The organism is Cysteiniphilum litorale, assembly GCF_003428165.1.
Taxonomy (GTDB): Bacteria; Pseudomonadota; Gammaproteobacteria; order Francisellales; family Francisellaceae; genus Caedibacter; species Caedibacter litoralis.
Map to the genome: position 1 here is coordinate 53,040 of NZ_QLIQ01000006.1, position 21,242 is coordinate 74,281.

Below are 21,242 nucleotides of genomic sequence, written 5' to 3' on the forward strand. Positions count from 1 at the left end.
GCATATGCATTTTATTGATATCTTTATAAAACGGCCTGTGCTATCAACGGTGATCAGCTTACTGATACTCGTTGCTGGAATAGGGACGGCATTTACCTTGCAGGTACGCCAGTACCCATATATGAACAATGCGACAATTATTGTAACAACCGCTTATCCTGGAGCTAACCCTGAGATTATTCAAGGATTTATCACAACACCACTAGAGCAATCCGTTGGTGCAGCTGATGGTATTGATTACATGACCTCGCAAAGCGTATTGGGTTTAAGTACATTAACGATTAACGTTAAACTAGGTGCTGATCCTAATAATGTACTTAGTCAAGTGGTACAAAAAGTCAATGCCGTACAAAACGTCATGCCAAGTGGCGCGCAATCACCCGCAATTGATATGCAATCAGGTAACTCATTCCCATCACTCATTTTAGGCTTTACCAGTGACGCCTTAAATGAACAGGAGATTACAGCTTATATCAAAAATCAGCTAACCCCTAAGCTACAGTCTTTGGGCGGCATTTCCAATGTGATCATTTGGGGGCAAAAAGATTATGCCATGCGTGTTTGGTTAAACTATGATAAGATGGCACGCTTTAATGTCACCCCCGACGATATTGCCAATGCATTACAAGCAAATAGTTTGATTGCTGCCGGTGGACAAATCAAAGGTCCTTACTTTAACGTCACCTTAAACCCAACCACCAACCTTGATAATGCACAAACGTATAAACAATTAGTTGTTAAAAATGAAAATGGCAATCTCGTTCGATTAGGTGATGTTGCGACGGTTGAATTGGGTGCTCAAACCTATACTGCCAATGTAAGCTTCAATGGCAAATATGGCGTTTTTGCAGGTGTGGTTGCCGCATCTGATGCTAACGTCCTCACCGTTGTTGATAATATCATGAAAGACTTGCCAAGTATAAAAGCCAGTCTACCCACTGGTTTGAACATGAATATTGTCTACAACAATACCACTTATATTAAAGCATCTATTGAAGACGTAGTAAAAACACTGATTGAAGCGGTGATTATTGTAACCGTTGTTTTATTCTTATTTATTGGTTCTTTTAGATCCGTTATTATCCCAGTGGTTGCTATTCCATTATCGATGATTGGTTCATTCTTATTAATGTTTCTTATGGGCTTCTCAATCAACTTATTAACGCTGTTATCGATGGTACTTGCTATTGGGCTCGTGGTCGATGATGCGATTGTTGTGCTTGAGAACATTTACCGACACATCGAAGAAGGGGCAACACCTTTTGAAGCAGCTATTCAAGGTGCCAGAGAAATTGCCAACCCTGTGATCTTAATGACATTAACCCTTGTTGCCGTTTACTTACCGATTGGGATGATGGGTGGCTTAACAGGGATATTATTTACTGAATTCGCTTACTCATTAGCGGGTGCTGTTGTCATTTCTGGCATTGTTGCCTATACATTCTCACCAATGCTCTGTTCAAAAGTCCTTTCTAAATCAATTACTGAGGCAAAAACAGTTAAGTTTATTGATAAGCTATTTGAGAAACTTAAAAATGCTTATGAGCGTGCCCTACGTCTTGTGATGAGCGTGCGCATCGTCGTGATTTTATTTGGTGCAGTCGTCTTAATCAGCTGCTACTCATTATTTATGGGTACAAAATCAGAGCTTGCACCAACGGAAGATCAGGCCTTTATTGGTATCCAAGGAACAGCCCCGTCTCCAGCTAACATTCACTATTTAAATACCTTCGCGCCAGCGCTTTATAAAGACATGCAAAGCTTACCAGGTGTTGAGTCAACCTTCGTTGTCAATGGCTATCCACAAAGTAATAACAGCTTTGGCGGCGTGGTATTAAAACCATGGAGTGAGCGCAAAGAAACACAAATGGAAATCAAACCGGTATTGCAAAACCTTGTCAATAACGTTGCAGGCTCTCAAATTTATACCTTTGAGATGCCGTCGTTACCAGGTATTTCATTTGGTCCACCGATGCAGTTTGTCATCCAATCCGTTAATAGCTATCCAAGTATTTATGGCATTGCTAATGATGTCATCAACAAAATGATGTCAAGCGGGTTGTTTGTCTTTGCTCAAAGTGATCTACAATTTGATAATCCTCAAATGATTGTACAAATTGATCGTGAAAAAGCAGCTTCCTTGGGGATCAGCATGCAGCAAATTGCTCAAGCACTTGGTTATGCTTACTCAGGAGGTTACGTTAACTACTTTAGTATGCTTGGTTACAGCTATCAGGTTATTCCTGAGCTTGCGGATGATTTGAAGTTGACCAAAGAACAGCTTGGACAAATCCGCATTACCACAGCCAGTGGCAAGCTCGTGCCACTTTCAGCTATTGTCACATTTAAAACGCAAAGTGTGCCACTGAGTTTAAATCGTTTCCAACAACTAAACTCAGCAACCATTAATGCAGTAACCACACCAGGCATTAGTCAAGGTCAGGCGATTGAATATATGCAGAGTCTTGCTAAAACAGAACTGCCACAAGGTTATACGCATGACTACGCAGGTTCTGCGCGTCAATTCTTGGAAAACAGCAGCCAAATGGCAGTTGCTTTCTTATTCGCCCTGATTGTGATCTTTTTGATGCTTGCAGCTCAGTTTGAAAGCTTCAGAGACCCACTGATTATCTTAATCAGTGTGCCAATGTCTATTTGTGGCGCGTTAATTCCACTGTATCTAGGGCAACTATTTAACTTAGGTTATGCCTCAATCAATATCTACACGCAAGTTGGTTTGATTACCTTGATTGGTCTGATTAGTAAGCACGGTATTTTGTTGGTGGAGTTTGCCAATAAACTGCAAGAAGAAGGCTATGATAAAGTTGAGGCAATTTTAAAATCAGCTGCCCTTCGCCTGCGCCCCATTCTTATGACAACGGCTGCAATGGTTGTTGGTGTTATACCATTGGTGCTCGCTACAGGAGCTGGAGCTGTTAGTCGCCAATCTATCGGTATTGTTATTGCATCTGGTATGACGATTGGTACGCTTTTCACCCTTTTTGTTGTCCCTGTTGTTTACACGTATCTTGCCAAAGATCGTCGCGCATTGATTGAACGCTGGAAAGAAGAAGATAAGATCATCGCACAAATTAACAAAAATCATCATTTAGAATAATTGAAGGGATTTGGGCGGTTATCGCCTTAAGAAAATGGTATATGAATTATCAAGCTTGCAAACTAAAAAAACACAGGACTTACTAAACACATGAAAGAAATTGTCTTTGCATCAAGTAATAAAGGGAAAATCAAAGAAGTCAGCGAGATATTATCGCCCTTGGGCTTTAAAGTCATTCCACAAACAGAGTTTAATGTCACCGATGCTGATGAAACCGGCTTAAGCTTTGTTGAAAACGCCATTTTAAAAGCACGACACTGTGCGCAATTTACAGGTCTTCCAGCGCTTGCCGATGACTCTGGCTTATGCGTTGATGCCTTAAAGGGAGCGCCTGGGATTTACTCAGCACGCTTCTCAGGCGGGCATGGGAATGATGAAGCTAATATCGATAAGCTGCTTTCTGATATGCAAGATATCACCGATGATAAACGTCAAGCCCACTTTCAATGTGTCTTAGCTTTGGTAATGCATGAGCATGACCCCATGCCTGTGATTGCTGAAGGACATGTTGACGGCAGTATCACACATGCGCGTCGCGGTAATAATGGCTTTGGTTACAACCCAGTTTTTTTACTGCCTGAATATCAGCAAACGATGGCTGAAGTATCTAATGAGGTTAAAAATAGTGTGAGTCATCGCGCTCGCGCATTGGCAAAACTCAAAGAGAAACTCCACCGCCTTTTGTAGAAAAAAATGATACTTCAAGATGATTTTCTTGATACTTTACATTACACTGAAGCGCAATATTGTTTGCTAACTATAGGTTATATTTAAGATGAGCAACAACGGCAAAAAAGAAACACCAGAAAATAAAAAAGAACAAGCACTTCCTGCAGAGACAACTAAAGCTGAAGGTAGTGAGACAAAGCAGACTGAAACCTTATTTGAGTTTCCCTGCCGATTTCCAATAAAAATCATGGCCAATCCACAAAAAGAAGTTGCTGAGTTTGTCCTTAATACCTTAGAGAAATACATCGAAAATCCTGAGAAAATTGAATTCACCACACGTGAAAGCAAAACCGGTAAATACATCTCTATTACCGCAATCTTTGAAGCAACGAGCAAAGAGCAGCTTGATAATATTTATCAAGCATTAAGTGGGCATCCCGAGATTCACATGGTGCTTTAACAGATGTCAATCCTCATTAAAAATCTTGGATTACAGGACTACGAGTCAGTTTATCAGTCAATGATTGAGTTTACACAATCACGTACCGAAGATACTCAAGACCAAATCTGGCTTGTTGAACACACGGCTGTTTTTACCCAAGGTCGTCACGGCAAGCCTGAGCACATTATTAATCCTAGAAACATCCCTGTTATCCAAACTGATCGCGGCGGTCAAGTCACCTATCACGGACCAGGGCAAGCGGTTATTTACTTTTTGTTTGATCTTAAACGCCTTAATTTAGGTGTTAAAAACTTTGTTTGCACGATTGAGAAATCATGCATGCACTTACTAAAAACCTATGGCATCGGCAGTCATACGATTGAGAATGCACCAGGTATTTATGTTGATCAAGCTAAGATTGCATCACTCGGTTTACGTGTTAAAAAAGGACTAACTTATCACGGTCTTGCCATTAATGTAAATATGGATCTAACACCATTTAGCTATATCAACCCTTGTGGTTATCAAGGCTTGAAAATGACACAAATTCATGCACATAACCCTAGAATCAGCATTACCGATGTATTGAATAACTATGCCAAAATATTGACTCAAAGGTTAGATAACTCAATTTTCAGTTAGACCCATCATGAGATTATTGTCATAATAGCCAAAGACTCATTTGACGCGCATAGGCTATGCAATTAAAACCTAAAAAACTACTTCTTAACACCAAACAGCCCTTTGGCTTGTGGTTTTTGTTATTAACCTCGCTATTTTATAGTATGGGCACAGCAGCCATTACGGTACATTTTTCTGGCTTCATTCATAGCATTGCTGATAGCACACAAGAAGGCTTAACCCCTGATATTTTAGCCATCAACTTTAACCTTGTGACTAATCTCTTTTTATATAGTGCCGCGGGGTTAATCGGTGGCATTTTAGGTTATATGATCGGCCATCGCCGCTCGGTGATTATCGGTATGCTTTATTCATTTGTTGCCCTTATTCTACTATCACTTAACAACTTATCCTTAATTGGTTTTTCTGCTTATATTATCGGTGTAGGTCTTGTGATCCCCAATTTATTCACTACATTAAGCTTTCTTTATACCCAAGATGACCCAAGACGCCACGCAGGTTTTACCTTGATGTATATGGCGACAATTCTTGGTGCAGCATTGTCCTTGTCAATTGGTGGCTCATTGCAGCATTTAAGCTATCAAAACTGGTTTATCATCATGGCGGTAGTCACCCTATTTGCTGTACTTATTTTCTTAGCCGGTGGCATTTATCTTAATCGCAATATTGGACTGATTGATGGCGTTGAAGCAAAATATACACCATCGACTTATAGTGTTATATTTATTTTAATCGTACTGTCCTCATTGACTGATTTCTTATTGCATTATCAGCGCGTGTTACAAGCGATTATTATCTCTTTAGCACTTATCGCGATTATCATCATGCTTATCTATGCATATCTTGAAAAAGATGAAACTCAGCGCAAACGCAATCGCTTGCTGCTTATTCTATTAGCCCTTAGCGTATTTTTCTGGCTAGCTGATAAGAGTATTATTACTATTTTTCTTAACTATTTAACTCTCTTTAACCGTGACTATGGTTTTTTTAACGCCAAGAGTTTGTCAGCTGATTTCTTTTTTGAAGCCAATATTGCTTTGGTACTCATTATTGGTTTTGTCTCGGCAGTACTGTGGAATAAGAATAAACACACGCAACACATGAAGCGCTTAATCCGCTTATTTAGTCTTGCCACACTCTTTATGGCATTAGCATCGGGCTTATTATTTTTTAGTTTTTTCTCGCAATCATTAAATCATTTTGCAATGACTGGAAACTACCTGTTGCTCATCACCTTGATGTTAAACTCCGTTGCCAAAGTATTGTTGTTACCTTTGTATTACGCGATGGTTGGTAAATTTTCACCACGCAAATATGAGTCTATCGTAATGGGCTTTTTCTTTATCATTACCGCAGGCATCGGTGTCTTTGTTTACTCTCTTAATCAAAATATTCTCAATTCGCAAATTCTAACAAACACTTATCAATCATTATCTTATCTTTATGGCACGCTGTTTGTTGCTGGCTTACTATGCGCTTTAGTTGCCTACCTATTATCAAAATTCATGCACTATCATAAAAAAAATGTCTAAATTTAAGCCATTGGCTATTGTTTTTTCAGCGACTCTCCCCATATACTTAGCAGCGATTTTGAGCTTTTTAATTAAATATCATATGGAGAGAATATGAACGATCGTTTTAACTACCAACAAAATGCGCGCGTGATTGATGCTCGTGGCAGCTCAATCATTCAAACCAACAAAGTGCTGCGCAACACTTATTTGCTACTATCACTAACCCTTTTGTTCAGTGCCTTAACGGCTGGCTGGTCAATGATGGTATCAGCCCCTGTGATCAACCCCATCATTACCTTAATTGTGTATTTTGCATTGCTATTTGGCGTGCAAGCAACACGTAATAGCCCAATGGGATTAGTGTTAACATTCGCACTAACTGGCTTTTTAGGTTGGACATTAGGACCAATATTAAATCACTACATCACAACATTTAGCAATGGTTCTGAGCTTATCATGATGGCCTTAGGCGCAACAGGCGCTATTTTCTTAGGTCTTTCAGCGATTGCTTTAAATCCAAAACGTGATTTCTCAAGATTAGGCTCTTTCCTTGGCATAGGCGCACTGATTGCATTAGTTGCTATTGTCGTTAACTTATTCTTACAAATGCCAGCATTGTACTTAGCGCTGTCTGTTATTATTGCTTTTATTTCAGGCGGCTTTATTCTGTGGCAAACTAACCAAATCGTGCGCGGTGGTGAGACAAACTATATCGTTGCGACAGTTACTATCTATGTTTCAATCCTAAATATCTTCTTAACCATTCTGCAATTTCTAGGCATGTTTTCAGGAAATCGTAACTAAGCTAAAAAGGTTGTGCTATTCCTGCCAAGTTTAATACTTGAGCAATTATAACTAAAGCACCCAATACTAAAGGATAAAAATTAATAACTTCTTTTCTATTTTCTTTATCTAAATAAATTGGTGTAAATACAAAAATCACTACCGCAAAAATAGCCGCGTATTGCAATGCTAAGATAAAGCCTTTAGGATAAAAAACCGTAAATATAAACGGCGGAATAAAGGTCAATAAAAAGCCAATAATTTTATTTAGTTCAATATTAAATCGTCTAAACGTATCTCTAATGTAGTGATAAAGCGACAAGCCAACACAAATAAATGAGGTAATAATTGAAATATTCACAAATACCGATAAGAAGGTATTAATACTCGCACTTTGGGTGGCTTGTTTTATCTCACTCATCAACGCGGTTAAGGTATTTCCATCTTTAAAAATCGTCTCATAGCTATGCACGCCTTGTTGTGGCAAGATTGCCAAGCAGACAATAAGCCAGATGATATAAATCACCAATACAGCGATACTGCCGATAAAAACACTACGCTTGACTGCTTGAACGTCACCCTTTTGATATTCATACAATACGGGAATGATGTTCTGAAAACCAAAAGAAGGCAATAGTGTTGGCCACGCAAACACTAAAGCATAGAAAGATAATGGCATCTTAAGCATATTTGCCCATTTTAAGGCAAATAGCATGCTCACTACGCAAAGCACATAAAATACAAGTTTAACTGACACAAATGAGCGATTGACATAATCGCTTAAGCGCGTACTTAAGATGACAAGCCCAAAAATCAAGATAAAGACAATAGCATCAACACTGACCGTTGGCACCTGTGCTTGTGATACCAAGTTGACCAATGATGCGCCTTGCGTGGTATAGGCAGCCATTAACGCATAAAGCAAAAGCAAATAAACCAATGTGAAAACCACTTGTAAGCTCTTGGGCATTTCCTCTTTGATCAGCGAGGTAAAATTCACTCCCAATGGCTGATGTGCACAGACTTTTATAAGCCTTAATGCCGTTAAGTACATTACTGACCATGAAATAATAATCAATACTATCGATACCCACAAGCCACAGGCTGCCGTAATTAGCGGCAATGATAACATCCCCGCACCAATTGTTGTCCCAACGACTAAAAACGCACCACCGAGCAATCTTGTCATTTGTTTTCTCCATTAAACACATCAAAAACGTAACGATACAGCAGTACAAACAAAAAGTATATTTAATCATTGCTATTCACATCAAAAATTTGAGCACCTCACTTGCAACATGCTTTAAATTAAGATACTTTCAAACAAAATATTCATTAACGATAAATAATAAGGATGAATTCCATGAGTATTACCTTGATTAACGCTTTCTCAGTCCCTAACGGAAAACTAAATGAGTGTATAGCGTTCTGGAAAAAATACAATGATGAACTTAAAAAAGAAAAGGGGTATATTTCAACCAAACTTCATCAATCTATTGATAATAATGCAACCTTTCAACTCGTTAATGTTGCTCAATGGACAAATGAGTCTGATTATAAACAAGCAATACAAAAAGCAAGTAATACCCTTAAAGGGCTTAATGTTACAGGCTTACAGTACATACCAAGTTTATATAATGTGCTAATTGAAGATAGCATCTCATAGAAAATTAAATACCTATCAAATTATAACTATTTTAATATTTTCTTAATACTTCGCCATTAATCTTGCCGCTTGCGAACAATATTGTCGCTCATAAAGAACAAAAAAAAAATAATAAAACAAACAAAAGGAAAAATTATGATTAAGAAAATCACACAAACCACATTGGCTCTAGTTGGTATTATGGGAATGTCACTTACAGCATTTGCAAGTACACCAAGCACTACTAGCAGTACAGGACATACAAAAACAACGAAACATCACAAAGAAGCCAAGCATAATGCACATCAACATACGAGCAAATCTCATGCTAAAACACATGCATCAACAACTAAAAAGACGCATGCAACAACTTCAACAATGTCTCACGCCTAAATAAAAATTGTACTTTTCTAGATTCTCTGCCAGTATGCTGCCATGAGTTTAAAATCTATATCAACATGCACTCTCAGAAGAATTGTTTCAAAAAACGTTTATATCTTTGGATAATACTTTCAACCCTAAGCGTTCTAAGCTTTGTATTTTTGCTTTTCCAAGGTTTACCCATTAACACCAATATGCTGGCGCTATTACCCGGTGCCAAAGATGCTAATAGTGTGGAAAAGATTGCGGATGATTTTGCTAATACGATGGGTAAACAAATCGTTATTTTGGTTGGCAATCCTGATCAAGATAAAGCGCTACAAGCTTCGGATGTCTTTAGTCATAGGCTTCAACAATCCAATTATTTCTCCAGTGTGACTAATGGTGTGAGCACCAATGAACAAGAAGCTTGGGCAAGTTTTTATTTCCCTTATCGTTTATCCTTATTATCGGATAAAGATCATAAGCTTATAATGCAACATCAGTTTGATGCTATTAGCCAACAGGCTTTGTTTAACCTCTATAACCCTATTGGCATTAGTAATTCTAAGCTTTTGCAAAACGATCCTTTCTCTCTTTTTCAGCACTTTATTTTAGCTTTGCCTAAACCATCTAATAAGCTTGATTTATATAAAAATCATCTGATGACCGAAGATAATGGCATCTGGTACAGCATGATTAATGCCACATTAAAAGATGATAGTTTTTCCTTAAGTAATCAAAATAATATCACGCATCTTTTTAGTGATATTAAACAAACAATTACAAGCGATTATCCACAAAGCACTTTTTTAATGACCGGCATGCTGTTTTATGCCAAAGCAGGCACGGATAGCGCGCGCCATGATGTCTCAATTATTGGTGTTGGCTCACTGATTGGTATTATTCTCTTAATGCTTATTAGTTTTCGTTCATTATCACCATTGCTATTAACATTATTCTCAAGCGCTATCGGCTTTGTTTTTGCCTTTATTGTGACTTATTTTATATTTGGTAAGGTCTTTTTATTCACACTTGTTTTTGGTGCCAGTTTGATTGGTATATCAGTTGATTACGCATTTTTCTACTATGCTGATCGACTGTATGGTGGCAAGCTATGGCAGTCAACAGCGGGATTAAAGCGCATCTTCTCTGGCATTACCCTAGGTCTTTTAAATGTTATCATTGCTTATTTGGTTATCGCGATTGCCCCTTTTCCTGGACTCAGACAGCTTGCCACCTTTGCCATTAGCGGTTTATTTATGTCATACCTGGCTGTGGTGTGCTTGTTTCCTTATCTCCTTAAACCACATAAACGTGCTTTTAATTCCTTTATTTGCCACATCGCCACGCTTTACCTGAAGCTCTGGCAAAAATTAAGTATCAAAAAAATCATGATCATCTACATGATTCTTGCCATCATTGCCGCCATTGGCATCTCCAAGCTTCATAGCAATGATGACATTCGCATTTTAGAGGCAACCCCCAAAGCACTAAAAGCCAATGAACAGCAGTTAAAATCAATTATTGGCAGCGATGTTAGCACTGATTTTATTGTTGTGACAGGTAGCACTCCTGAAGATGTGATCAGTCATGAGCATATATTGATTAACAAAATTAAAGCGCAAAACCCAAATATCTTACAACCAGTTATCTCGATTAGCCAGTATCTACCAAGTATTGAAGATCAACAGCAAAACTACACGCTTGTGCGCGAGAACCTGTTACAAAATCGATTAAGTGACTTTTTAAACCAAATCGGTGTTGATAATAAAGAAATCGATAGCATTGAAAAGAACTTGCGCAATATCCCTTTTAAAGCACTGACTGTTAACGATTGGTTAAGCTCACCCATTTCACAAAACTTAAAGTTTTTATGGATGGGGAAAACTAATACGTCAACCAATTCTAATACACCATTTACTTCTTTTGCTTCCATTGTTTTGTTATCACAAAAACTCAATATGAATGATATCAAGATGATTTGCGTCGAGCTTCCTTATGCTAACTTTATCAACAAGGCAGATGAGATTTCCCATGTCTTTAAAACCTATCGTCAGTATATTAGCTATCTCCTTAGCATCGTATTCGTGGCGTTATTTTTACTATTATTGTTACGCTATAGAAGCCTTAAAAAAGCGATTTGCTATTTTGTACCACCGACAATGGCAACCTTGCTAAGCCTTGCTGTGTTTGGCATATTTAATGTACCAGTCACCCTCTTTAGCATTCTGGCATTAATTCTAGTACTGGGCATTGCCGTTGATTATGTATTGTTTTTTGCTGAAACCAAATCAAGCTTACATAGCACGATGCTCGCGGTCACGCTCTCAGCGATTACCACCATTCTCTCCTTTGGACTATTAGCCTTCAGCCAAACACCCGTTATCCATTACTTTGGCTTAGCTGTATTTGTCGGCATTGCCAGTGCGTTTTTATTGTCACCCCTGGCATCTAAAGTAAACAAACTCAATTTATACACTCAAATGTAGGCAAATACCCACATTAATCCTCTCAATGGTTGCATTTTTTAGTGCACCCACTTTCAACAATGTGTCGGAAGTTGATTTCAAAAGATACTGTTAAAATTTCTTGGGGTATTACACTCTGGTTACTTAACCAAAACGCAGCTGATCCTTAATTCATCACAGGGAAATTCTCAAAGACAAAAATCACCTCTTCGTTGAATTAAAATTATTCGCATACTACCAAATTTTACGCTACTATGCTTTGAGTCATCAAAAAAGGAGATCGTATCATGGAAATGCAAAACACATACAACACACAGGCATATACATTACAGACACATGTTTATAATGATGCCATGGCGATGCTAAAGATGGGTGTGCCAATTTCTGTTGTCGCTAAAACCTTAAAGATTCCAAGTGAACAGATTCGCCATTTAAAAAATGAACGCAGTAATAATAATGAATAAAAGATAAGAATCGATTAGGATATCATTCAACATAATCAATCCTCTTTACATTATGATTCCTAATGATGCTGCGGCACGTAATGAAGCGCTTAATCCTAAAAAATCCTTTATCGTACAAGCACCTGCAGGCTCTGGTAAAACCGAGACCTTAACGCAGCGTTATTTGAATCTACTGGCTCATGCTGAAGCACCTGAGGAAATTATCGCACTAACCTTTACTAATAAAGCCGCCAATGAAATGCAACAGCGAATTTATCAATCCCTATTAGCGGCACAAAACAATCCTGAGCCAGATGAGCCACATAAGAAGCTTACTTTCAAACTTGCCCAACAAGCCTTGTTACAAGATAAGCATAAAGAATGGCAGCTATTAATGAGCCCTAAGCGCCTACGCATTATGACCATTGATGCATTTTGTCAGAGCCTATCCAAACAACTGGTGTTTGAAACAGATGAAGCATTTAATGCCGATATTAGTGATTCACCAGAGCTTTTATATGAACAAGCCATTGACGACTTTATCAATGACACTCATCAACAAAGTCCTTTTTATCAGGATTTACATGATCTGTTAGCCCATCTTGATAATGATATTACTCGTGTGAAAAATCTGCTTAGCAGTATGCTCGCCAGACGTGAACAATGGCTTGGTATTTTATTATCATCCGAGTTAATAAATACGGATACAACTCACAGTAAAAAAAGTAAAGCGATTATTGAGTCTGGCTTTCAGGCGCTTTTTGCTGAGCTTCAACGGCGCTTAAATACGTTGTTAAATATTGATCAAAATCAACTCACCTTAAATGAAATACTGGCATTTTGTGATAATGAGCATAATGAAACTCTGATAGATCAAGACAATCCGATCTTCTGGCAACAACTGATTAAACTGCTTTTTACCAATGACAACACTTTTCGCAAAACCTTTAATGCCAAACAAGGCCTCCCCGCTAAAGATGCCAAAGCTAAAGGTTATGCTCAATGGCTTATTAGCTATACGCAATCCTTTAGCGATAACAGTTTATTAGATATCACCTCATTAGTTGCTGAAATTCGCCTATATGAGCGCTTACTACTGGACGATCAAGAATGGCAAATATTAAGTGCAATCGCGCGTATTGCATTGCGTTTGGTATCTTATCTAAAGCTTGTGTTTAAGGCGCGCGCTTTGATTGATTTTAATGAAGTGTCGTTACAAGCGTTATCTGCCCTTGGTAATAGTGAAGCACCGACTGATTTGATGCTTTATCTTGATCATCAGATCAAGCATCTTTTAATTGATGAGTTTCAAGACACCTCAATTTTACAATTTAAGTTACTGCAAATGCTCACGCTTGAATGGCAACCCAATGATGGCAAAACACTGTTTATTGTTGGCGATCCAATGCAATCTATCTATCGTTTTCGCCAAGCTGAGGTCAATCAATTTCTAGATGTTAAAACGCATGGCATTAACCAATTGGCACTGGAGTTTTTACAGCTTGATTGCAATTTCCGTTCACACAAATCCATTGTTGATTGGGTTAATTCTCATTTTTGTAGCATTTTTCCTATAGAAGATGATAGAAACTATGGCGGCATTAGTTACGCACCGGCAACAACGCTATCACAAGCGCTGAATCAAGAGGCTATTGACTATCGATTATTTTCTGACCTGACACAAGAAGCACTGTTTATTGCCGATAGTATCAAAGCACATCTTAATAAACATCCAGATCATCAAGTCGCCATTTTAGTGCGTACACGCAGCCATTTAAAGCATCTTGTTCCCGTATTAAAGGCTCAAGGAGTTGCTGTTGTTGAAAATGAAATAGAAACATTCTACCACCAACCAATGGTGATGGATCTATTGTGCCTTTGTGCGCTTTTAAACAATCCTGAGCAGTCCATTTACTGGGTGAGTTTACTGCAATCACCTTTGTTTGGCTTTTCTTTAAATGAACTGCAAATGATTGAGCAAATAGAATTAAATGAGCAACAAGCTGAGAAATCTCATTCATTTTATGCCAAGTTAGCAGTTTATCTTCAGATGCAACAAAGCCAGCCTCACCACCAAAAAGCATTTTATTTTTTAAGCTGGATCAAGGATAATTTTTTCAATGGTGTTCGCAGCACTTTAATAGCGCGCTTAAAGATTATCTGGCAAGCACTCGATGGCTTTAGTATTCATCATGATCATGCGCTGTTTGCAAGCTTCATGACCCTTTTACAAAACCATTTAACCGATGACAAGACCGCCATTGCACAGTTTGATCGCTTTGTCGCGCGATTAAAACGTAAGTTTGTCAGTAGTCCTTCACAGAGCAATGTATTGATTATGACGGTCCATAAATCCAAAGGTTTAGAATTTGATTTTGTGATTTTGCCGCAACTTGATAAACGCGGTAAAGCCGATGACACACCTCTTTTCTTGCATGATACGGTACGCCTAAGCGATGGCAAAGATCATTTACTGTTAAGCCCTATTAAACATAGCTGGGACAAGGAAACACCGCCACTTTTCAAAGTCATCCAAAGCATGCAGAAAAAGCGTGCTGAGTACGAGCTGCAACGACTCTTATATGTTGCTGTCACTCGCGCGAAATCAACACTTTTATTTACTGCAGTTAATGAAAATGGCAATGATATCAAAACTGTTAATAATAGCTTTTTAGCACTTCTAGCCCCATTAAACCTGCCTTGGGTTATGTGTGATAGCGCAAACAATGATATATCAGCTGTTTCGGCTGAGCAAGAGCCAAAAAAACCAAAACCATACTATAAAGTCATTAAACAGGTCCAGAACTATTCAACGACTGCTGTGCCCAACTTTGAACTTGATCAAACAGCAGTTGAAATAGATAACGCTGATAATGCAGATAAAACAGATAAAGAAAATGACTTAAATCACCCTGATCTCAATGAATTAGTGATAAATAGTGATCGTCAAATCGGTTCGGCATTGCATCAACTATTTAATTACTTAAGTAGTGCAAAAGATAACATCAACCATTGGCAAAATTATTTTACACTTTGCTTGCATCAACATGCTATTGCCAAAGTCCATTATGCTCAAGCATATGCTTTAGCTAAAGAGGCAATAACCAATACACTAGCGCAATTTCCGTGGATTATCGATGATCATGGCATGCATGAACAAGTGATGCTTCATTTGAACTTTGGTAAGACACAAAAACACATTGCTGATCGGATCATTATTAATAATGATCAATATCATATTATTGATTATAAATTTGCGACACCAGTGAGCAATGAATCTTTGGAGGAATTTGTAAGCACTCAGACAGCAACCTATCGTGCGCAACTTATCAATTATCAAAAGCTTATTGCCCGCTACTTTAAAATAAACCCAAGCACAATTAAGCTATCACTTTATTTTCCATTGGTTCCGTATTTTCAAGCGTTGTAAGTAATATACCCCTTCGACTTCGCTCAGGGAACGATTAACACCGTGGGCTGAGCATCAGTCGAAGATCTTATGAGTCTTTCTTTATATAAGTTCCAATTGTTAAGATCTTGAGCATGACAACACTCATCACAAAAACAATGACGACCAAAATAAAAGGTAGCTTAAGCGCTATATCTAATAATTTCCCACTAAATAATGACGTAATTGCTGCACCCGATGTAAATAGTGATACCGTAATCCCCATAACCCAACCTTGTTCTTTCTCGGATACTGCATGTGAGAAAAGCCCAAGCATATTGGTATATGCCACACCAAAGCACAGCATTAAAATACCGCCAAAGATAAAAGCGCCATAATGGGTAATATCACATAACATCAAAGAAAGTGATAATGCCATCACAATTAATCCCATCATCACATTTTGTTTTTGTGACAATCGTTTTGCTAATAACGGCACCAACACAATTGAGCTTATTGCCATTGCTAAGCCTAATACGAGCATCACTGTACTATTCATAAGCACACCATATTGATATTGGCGATAAAGATACACTGGCAAAAACACATAAAACGTATTAAATGCTATTTGCATCATAAAGAATATGATCGACAGTTTAAGCACATTTTTATTTTTAAAAACGCCGCCAAACTGAGTAATCAGCTCTGTCACATTGAAGTGATATGCTTCATTTTTTTGTGGTGGTTGCTCTTGATAACAGCTAATAAGAAGGAAAATATTCACCAGTACCAAGACTAATACCAAATAAAATGGCAACTGATGGTTAAACCACGATACTAAAAACGCATCTGACAATACACCACCAATAATCGGACCGGCAACCATACCCAAAGCAAATGCAAACATAATAAGACCTAGATTTTTAGTGCGTTCTTCTTTGCTACTAATATCAATAATTGCCGCTTGAGCAACGGGCTGGCTGCCTGCAGTGATACCTCCGAACACACGCCCTAAAATCAATAACGTTAAACTGTTAAAGGCAATCGCTAATGCAGTTAATCCGTAGCCTATAAAAATCCCACACAAACAAATAAGCAGTGCACGTTTGCGTCCTATTTGATCTGAGGTTTTTGATAAATAAGTTGCGCCAATAAACCAACAAAAGAAAAAAATAGCAATTGTCATGCCATAGAGAAACTCACGCTGCGCTATCGATGTTTCAACCGCTAGAAAGTGAGACTGAGGAGACATGATAATATCACTCAAAATGGGAAATAATATCCCAATTCCAGCCGCATCAATAAATACAACTAATAATAGAGCAACAATCGATTTTTTCATTTTTATAGTCCTTTACAATAATACCTTAATGGCTTTTTAAGCTTGATAATTCCGCGTGATAACATAAGGGATCACTAATGCTATGATAATCCCAGTGAGCAATAGTAAATCAAAGTTTACTGCTGACATCGTGACATCTGAGGTTGGAATAAAGCCAACACTAATCGCAATAACACAGCCGACAAAGCCTAAAACAGCCATTGAGACAGTGCCCTTGACACCCCCGAAAATGACATATTGTCCAGGTTTTGGTTGATTTTGGCGACGTAATTTAATCGCTGCAGCAAACATGCCAATATAGGCTAGCACCGCAAGTTGTGCGGTTAATGCACTTAAAAACCAATACGCTGAATTAACACTTGGCATCAACACATAGCTCAAACAAAACAAGGAAAAGATAATGCCTTGTAACATAAGTACTTTACTCGGTGCTTCATATTTATTGGTTTGCGCCAATCTTTTACTAATAAGACCATCTTCAGCAGCTACCGTAAACGCGCGCGATAAGCCCATAATCCAAGCAGCCACGGTGGTAAACGCACCAAGCACCAAGGTCAATGCAATAACATCTGACATCCACGGCATATTAAATTGTGTAAAGAAATAATTAAACGATGCCATAAGTCCAGTGACAATATCAACCTGCCCACCCGTGCTACTATTCACCGTAAAGATCGCGATATTGGATAATATCAGTGACAATAGAATAACAATACTGGAAATCAATAGTGCTTTAGGGAAATTCTTCTTGGGATTTTTTACATTTCCGGCATGAATAGAGCTCATCTCTAAACCAAATAAGCTAAACATCACTGTCAAGAATAATCCCCAGCTGCCGATATTGGCAAGGCTTGGCAATACATCTGAAACGGTTTGCGGTTTTAAGATAGGTTGCCCTGCCATAACCCAGAATAATGCCAAACCTATAATTAACAACATCGGCATTAATGTACCAACGATTGCCCCGATGACACTTAGGGTACTAGAGGTTTTGATCCCAAATAAATTAATAATCGTTGCTAACCAAAACATGAATAAGCTCATACTGATCATATACCACGGACTCATGACAAGCTCATTAGGATTTAAACCAAACCATGGCGCAATAATATAGGCAATAATCCCTGCAAAAAAACCACATATTGAAGGAAACCATACAAGGTTATAAACCCACTGCAGCCATAAGATGACAAAGCCGGTCTTGGCACCAAAGGCTTCTTTCGTCCATAGATAAATGCCACCGTTTTTGGAGTAGCCCGTTGCCATCTCTGCCGTTAATAATGCGCAAGGAATTAAAAACACAATCGCAGCTAAAATATAGAAACTAACCACAACCCAACCAGCTTGTGCGGTAATCGATATATTACGTAAACTATCAACGGCAATAATATTAATCATCACCAAACGCAACAGCGTCAGCGATTTTGAAGATGAAATCTGCATATTTTCACTATAATTTTATCTAAAACGCCAAAATTATAACGACAACAAACGCAATTGAATAGCGCTTTATTTTACTGGCGTTACGCAAATGTGTGAATTAATGCATTAAAAATTAACCCGTGCTTTAAAGGCATGTGTTAATGTCTGTTGATCAAGATACTCAAGCTCACCACCAAATGGCACACCAAAGCCAATACGCGAGATGGTGCAGGCATAATCTTTTAACATATCTGAAATAAAATGAGCAGTTGTCTCACCCTCAACAGATGGACTTAACGCCATCACAATTTCATTGACTTTAAGACTTGCCACGAGTGATTTAAGTTTGGGCAATTTAAGCTCATTAGGACCAATACCATCTAATGGTGATATCCTGCCATGCAAAATAAAATACTTGCCGCCATAAACACCTGCTGATTCAATTGCCATCATATCAAGCATATTTTCAACGATACACAACTGTGCGTTATCACGCCTGACACTACTGCAGATGTGGCATAAATCATCCTCGCATAGCATATTGCATTGCTGACAATGTTTTATCGCATCAAGCGCATTTTCAATCGCCTGAGCCAACTCATGTGCAGCTTGTTGTTTTTTATCCAACAGCTGAATCGCCATACGTTGGGCGGTTTTCTTACCAACACCAGGCAACACTTTAAGTGACTCGATCAAGCCTTCGATTTTGGGTGAGAATAGTTTTTGCATAGTTACTTAGAATGAGTATCTGAACAATTAAAACGGGAATTTAAAGCCAGGGGGTAAATTCAAACCTTGCGTCATGTCTGACATTGAACTTTTATTATTCTCTTCAACACGACGAACTGCATCATTAACCGCTGCAGCTAAAAGATCTTCAAGTATTTCTTTATCTTCCGTTAATAAACTTGGATCAATTTCAACACGCTTGACATCATGCTTACCTGTCATGGTAACTTTAACAAGACCGGCACCAGATTCACCAGTGACTTCGAGCTTTTCTTGCTCTTCTTGCATCTTCTTCATTTGATCTTGCATTTTCTGTGCTTGCTGCATGAGCTTACTCATATTCATACTCATTGGTGTGATTATCCTTATATTTTCGTTATTTCGATTATTAAAAAATTATCAGCCGCTAGCTTAAGTTTTTACCCCTAAGATTTCAACTGCTATTTGTTGCTTGTTATTATTTTTGATGGTGCTTTGACTATCTTTTACAGAAGAAGTTTTTTAGAATGATCATCGTTAGAATCGTTAAAACACTGCATTGGAGACTTAGGATGAAGAATTACAAACATATTTTACTGGCAACTGACCTACATGCTGACAACAAACCTGTGATTGAACAAGCCGTGGCCTTAGCCAAACGTAATAATGCCAAACTAAGTGTTGTTAATGTTTTACCACATATCCCTTATTATATGGCATCTGGTGTGCCTTCGATTTCTGACTTAGAAGATTACCTAGAAGAAGAAAACCTCAAACATTTGAAAGCACTTGAAGCACAAATCGATCTTGAGGCAGACTTTCATTTATTACACGGCTCACCTAAGCGTAAAATCGTTAAACTCGCGGAAGAGCTTAATTGTGATATCGTTGTTATCGGTAGCCATGGTCGCTATGGTGTTGAGCGCTTTATTGGTTCAACAGCCAATGGTGTATTACAACGCGCGCATTGTGATGTACTCGTTATCCGTATCGGTCAGCCAAAATAATCTCCCCTCTTTCTTTTTTATGCTAAAACTTCCTCCTTTGAGCCTTTATATTCATTTTCCTTGGTGTGTTAAGAAGTGCCCTTATTGTGACTTTAACTCACATCATTTAAAGGGCGATATTCCAGCCAAAGCTTACTTAGGCACTTTATTATTGGATTTACAAAGTCACACACACGATTTACAAGCTCGCCAGTTTGACAGTATCTTTTTAGGCGGTGGCACACCCTCGTTATTTCCAAGCAATGAGCTATCACAACTCTTTGAATATTTATTTAAGCACAAGCTTATTGCTGATCATGCTGAGATTACCATTGAAGCAAATCCTGGCACCATTGAACACAGCAAGTTCAGTGACTATAAAACTATGGGAATTAATCGCGTCTCACTTGGTGTGCAAAGTCTACAAAATGATAAACTAAAGATACTTGGTCGTATTCACAATGCGCAAAATGTCTATAACGCCGTTAACGAGTTAACTCATGCGGGATTTGATAATTTCAATATTGACTTAATGCATGGCTTACCTGATCAAAGTGTTGATGATGCACTGTTTGATTTGCGTGAAGCACTGGCATTAAACCCAACGCATTTATCTTGGTATCAATTAACTTTAGAGCCAAATACCGCTTTTGCCGTCAAACCACCAAAACTTCCCGATGAGGATTTATTATTCACCATCGAGCAACAAGGCAAAGCATTGATTAAATCCGCTGGATTTACACAATACGAAACCTCTGCCTATTGTAAAGATACTAAATATCAAGCAAGGCATAACCTAAACTATTGGCAGTTTGGTGATTATATTGGGATTGGTGCCGGCGCCCATGGCAAGATTACTTTACCTGAAACTGGCATTATCAGGCGCCATTGGAAACGCAAAAACCCCAAGCTTTATATGCAGGAGTTACAATTTCCCTACGGTTCTAGCGATATTGCCACTGATGAACGCCCTTATGAATTTATGTTAAACGCACTGCGTTTACAACATGGATTTTCAATTAGACAATTTGAGCAGACTACAGGGCTTAGTATTGATATGATTGTCCCACAACTTAATAAAGCGGTCACTCGTAAATTACTAACAAGGGAATCAGAATATTTTATACCAACTGAATTGGGGCAGCGCTTCTTAAACGATCTTTTGCATATCTTTTTGCCATAAGACGTATGATCTCAAGATACCTCGCATAATCGATACACAACAATAATCTAAGCATTTAACAACAGACACTCAAAAATTTTTATCAAAATTTAATGTTACTATGCTAGACATAGTTATAATTATTTA

General features: G+C 38.2%; 18 protein-coding genes. 13 read left to right on the forward strand and 5 right to left on the reverse strand.

The features are described from left to right. Positions 1-4 precede the first annotated feature (4 nt). From DNJ75_RS04075 to DNJ75_RS04100, 6 genes are all read left to right on the forward strand, one after another. Complete coding sequence (locus DNJ75_RS04075) at positions 5-3,118, forward strand: efflux RND transporter permease subunit (protein WP_117001909.1); 3,114 nt, start codon at positions 5-7, stop codon at positions 3,116-3,118. Positions 3,119-3,208: 90 nt separating this feature from the next. Next, entirely contained in the window at positions 3,209-3,805 is a 597-nt protein-coding gene (locus DNJ75_RS04080; protein ID WP_117001910.1) for an XTP/dITP diphosphatase, read from the forward strand. An 88-nt stretch (positions 3,806-3,893) separates the two neighbouring features. Then, positions 3,894-4,247 (forward strand): HP0495 family protein, encoded by a 354-nt coding sequence (locus DNJ75_RS04085; protein WP_117001911.1) that lies wholly within the window; start codon positions 3,894-3,896, stop codon positions 4,245-4,247. Positions 4,248-4,250: 3 nt separating this feature from the next. Next, positions 4,251-4,871, forward strand: coding sequence for a lipoyl(octanoyl) transferase LipB (lipB, locus tag DNJ75_RS04090; RefSeq protein ID WP_117001912.1), 621 nt, complete (start codon positions 4,251-4,253; stop codon positions 4,869-4,871). Positions 4,872-4,927: 56 nt separating this feature from the next. Further along, complete coding sequence (locus DNJ75_RS04095) at positions 4,928-6,403, forward strand: MFS transporter (RefSeq protein WP_117001913.1); 1,476 nt, start codon at positions 4,928-4,930, stop codon at positions 6,401-6,403. A gap of 93 nt (positions 6,404-6,496) precedes the next feature. Then, on the forward strand, positions 6,497-7,189 hold the full coding sequence (locus DNJ75_RS04100; protein WP_117001914.1) for a Bax inhibitor-1/YccA family protein: 693 nt from the start codon (positions 6,497-6,499) through the stop codon (positions 7,187-7,189). 1 nt (position 7,190) lies between these two features. On the opposite strand, the gene DNJ75_RS04105 is transcribed toward DNJ75_RS04100, so the two are convergent. After that, the gene (locus tag DNJ75_RS04105) at positions 7,191-8,357 is read right to left on the reverse strand and encodes an amino acid permease (RefSeq protein WP_117001915.1); all 1,167 of its coding nucleotides are present in this window, start codon (positions 8,355-8,357) and stop codon (positions 7,191-7,193) included. A 174-nt stretch (positions 8,358-8,531) separates the two neighbouring features. On the opposite strand from DNJ75_RS04105, the gene DNJ75_RS04110 reads away from it, so the two are divergent. From DNJ75_RS04110 to DNJ75_RS04125, 5 genes are all read left to right on the forward strand, one after another. Further along, a complete protein-coding gene (locus DNJ75_RS04110) occupies positions 8,532-8,834 on the forward strand; it encodes an antibiotic biosynthesis monooxygenase family protein (RefSeq protein WP_157968196.1) in 303 nt (100 codons plus the stop codon). 135 nt (positions 8,835-8,969) lie between these two features. Continuing rightward, complete coding sequence (locus DNJ75_RS04115) at positions 8,970-9,206, forward strand: hypothetical protein (protein ID WP_117001917.1); 237 nt, start codon at positions 8,970-8,972, stop codon at positions 9,204-9,206. Between the two features lie 149 nt (positions 9,207-9,355). After that, positions 9,356-11,665 carry an MMPL family transporter gene (locus tag DNJ75_RS04120; RefSeq protein ID WP_157968197.1) on the forward strand — a complete coding sequence of 770 codons (2,310 nt, stop codon included), beginning with the start codon at positions 9,356-9,358 and terminating at the stop codon, positions 11,663-11,665. A gap of 266 nt (positions 11,666-11,931) precedes the next feature. Next, a complete protein-coding gene (locus DNJ75_RS15300) occupies positions 11,932-12,108 on the forward strand; it encodes a hypothetical protein (RefSeq protein WP_157968198.1) in 177 nt (58 codons plus the stop codon). A 52-nt stretch (positions 12,109-12,160) separates the two neighbouring features. Beyond that, the gene (locus DNJ75_RS04125) at positions 12,161-15,517 is read left to right on the forward strand and encodes a UvrD-helicase domain-containing protein (protein WP_117001919.1); all 3,357 of its coding nucleotides are present in this window, start codon (positions 12,161-12,163) and stop codon (positions 15,515-15,517) included. 67 nt (positions 15,518-15,584) lie between these two features. On the opposite strand, the gene DNJ75_RS04130 is transcribed toward DNJ75_RS04125, so the two are convergent. The 4 genes from DNJ75_RS04130 to DNJ75_RS04145 form a co-directional block, all read right to left on the reverse strand. After that, the gene (locus DNJ75_RS04130; RefSeq protein ID WP_117001920.1) at positions 15,585-16,817 is read right to left on the reverse strand and encodes an MFS transporter; all 1,233 of its coding nucleotides are present in this window, start codon (positions 16,815-16,817) and stop codon (positions 15,585-15,587) included. Positions 16,818-16,853: 36 nt separating this feature from the next. Further along, positions 16,854-18,260 (reverse strand): APC family permease, encoded by a 1,407-nt coding sequence (locus DNJ75_RS04135; RefSeq protein ID WP_224742261.1) that lies wholly within the window; start codon positions 18,258-18,260, stop codon positions 16,854-16,856. A gap of 105 nt (positions 18,261-18,365) precedes the next feature. Continuing rightward, the gene (recR, locus tag DNJ75_RS04140; protein ID WP_117001921.1) at positions 18,366-18,968 is read right to left on the reverse strand and encodes a recombination mediator RecR; all 603 of its coding nucleotides are present in this window, start codon (positions 18,966-18,968) and stop codon (positions 18,366-18,368) included. Positions 18,969-18,995: 27 nt separating this feature from the next. Then, entirely contained in the window at positions 18,996-19,319 is a 324-nt protein-coding gene (locus tag DNJ75_RS04145; RefSeq protein WP_117001922.1) for a YbaB/EbfC family nucleoid-associated protein, read from the reverse strand. Between the two features lie 200 nt (positions 19,320-19,519). On the opposite strand from DNJ75_RS04145, the gene DNJ75_RS04150 reads away from it, so the two are divergent. Then, positions 19,520-19,954 carry a universal stress protein gene (locus tag DNJ75_RS04150; protein WP_157968199.1) on the forward strand — a complete coding sequence of 145 codons (435 nt, stop codon included), beginning with the start codon at positions 19,520-19,522 and terminating at the stop codon, positions 19,952-19,954. Between the two features lie 19 nt (positions 19,955-19,973). Then, a complete protein-coding gene (hemW, locus tag DNJ75_RS04155; RefSeq protein ID WP_117001924.1) occupies positions 19,974-21,116 on the forward strand; it encodes a radical SAM family heme chaperone HemW in 1,143 nt (380 codons plus the stop codon). Positions 21,117-21,242 lie beyond the last annotated feature (126 nt).